The following is a 1,337-nucleotide window of genomic DNA, read 5'->3' as shown; positions in this document are numbered from 1 at the left end:
TGTCGCGCGTCAGACTTTCTGGCACAGGGGTTTGTTTGAGCCCCGTGAGCATGTAGGAGAGGCTGATGTCCCGTCCGCCGCAGTTCCCGGTGGAGCAGAAGATACGGATCGTGTTATCGGTCCTGTCCGGAGAGATGACGGCCGCTGAGGCGGCCAGGAAGTACAAGACGTCGCAGACGTCGGTGGCCAAGTGGCGTGATCAGTTCCTGGAGTCCGGCAAGGCAGGTCTCGCCGCCGTGGGCAGCCGCCGCATGTCGGGCCGGGAAGAGCGGCTCGAGGCGGAGATCGAGGAGCTGAAGAGCGCGCTGGGTGAGGCGCATGTCGAGCTGCGGGTGTGGAAGAAGTCCGCCGAGGGCCGCCTGGCCCCTTCGAGGACCTCGAGGTGATCCGCACCCAGGCGGCGATGCCGGCCACGAGGTTCTGTTCCCTGATCGGCATCCCGCGCCGCAGCTACTGCCGCTGGCAGGCAAGGCAGCGTCAGGGCCTGCCGGCCGTGAAGGGGCCGTGGCCCGCGCCGGTCGTCGACGCCGTGGAGCCGTTCGCGGCGAAGTATGCGGCCGACTGGCCGGCCTGGGGACATCGCAAGATCCACTGGCTGCTGCGGGCCGACGGACATGACGTGTCGGCCTCGTCCGTCGAACGGGCCCTGCGCCGGCGGGACTTGCTCCAGCCCATCGACTACCAGGGCGAACGCCGTGAGCACGCCAAGGCCCGCAAGGCCGCCTTCGCCGAGCCGCCAACGCGGCCGAACGAGGTGTGGCAGCTGGACTTCTCCGAGTACGAAACCACCGGCGGCGGCATCTGGCGCCTGGCCGGGGTGACCGACTACTTCACCAAGTACGAGCACGGCTGGCACATCGCCCCGTCGTGCACCGGCGCCGACGCCATCGAGGCCGTCCGCATCGCCATCGCCGAGGCCGAGTGCCTGGGCGGTGCCCCGCTGGCCGAGCTGCTGCCCACCGATCAGGAAAGCGGCAAGATCCGCAGGATCAAGCTGGTCACCGACAACGGGAGCGCGTTCAAGGGCGCCGCGTTCGCGAGGTTCATCGCCTCAAGACCTGAGCTGCTGCACATCCGCACCCGGGCCAAAAGCCCCGGCCAGAACGGAGTCCGCGAACGCGCTTTCGGCTCGCTGAAGTACGAACACCTCTACCGCCTGGAGATCGAGGACCTGGCCATGCTCGCCCGCGAAGCGGAGCACTACCGGCACGTCTTCAACAACGTCCGGCCTCACGAAGCCCTCGCCGGCCACCGCCCGATCGAGGTCTACCGCACCCCGACCCTGCATCCCCAACTTTCAGAGCAAGATCAGTGAGCCACAAACTTGACGCGGGACA

Annotated in this window: 2 protein-coding genes; both read left to right on the top strand. The window is 68.0% G+C overall.

The window, feature by feature from the left end:
* The first annotated feature begins 65 nt into the window (after window positions 1–65).
* Window positions 66–386, top strand: coding sequence for a helix-turn-helix domain-containing protein (locus ACZ7HQ_RS45550; protein ID WP_471003553.1), 321 nt, complete (start codon window positions 66–68; stop codon window positions 384–386).
* A complete protein-coding gene (locus ACZ7HQ_RS45545; RefSeq protein ID WP_471003550.1) occupies window positions 383–1,315 on the top strand; it encodes a transposase in 933 nt (310 codons plus the stop codon). Before ACZ7HQ_RS45550 ends, ACZ7HQ_RS45545 begins: the two co-directional genes overlap by 4 nt.
* Window positions 1,316–1,337 lie beyond the last annotated feature (22 nt).

The organism is Streptomyces sp. NPDC037290 (assembly GCF_055603245.1).
The sequence above is the reverse complement of the archived record's forward strand: the minus strand, read 5'-3'. Positions and strand labels throughout refer to the sequence as shown.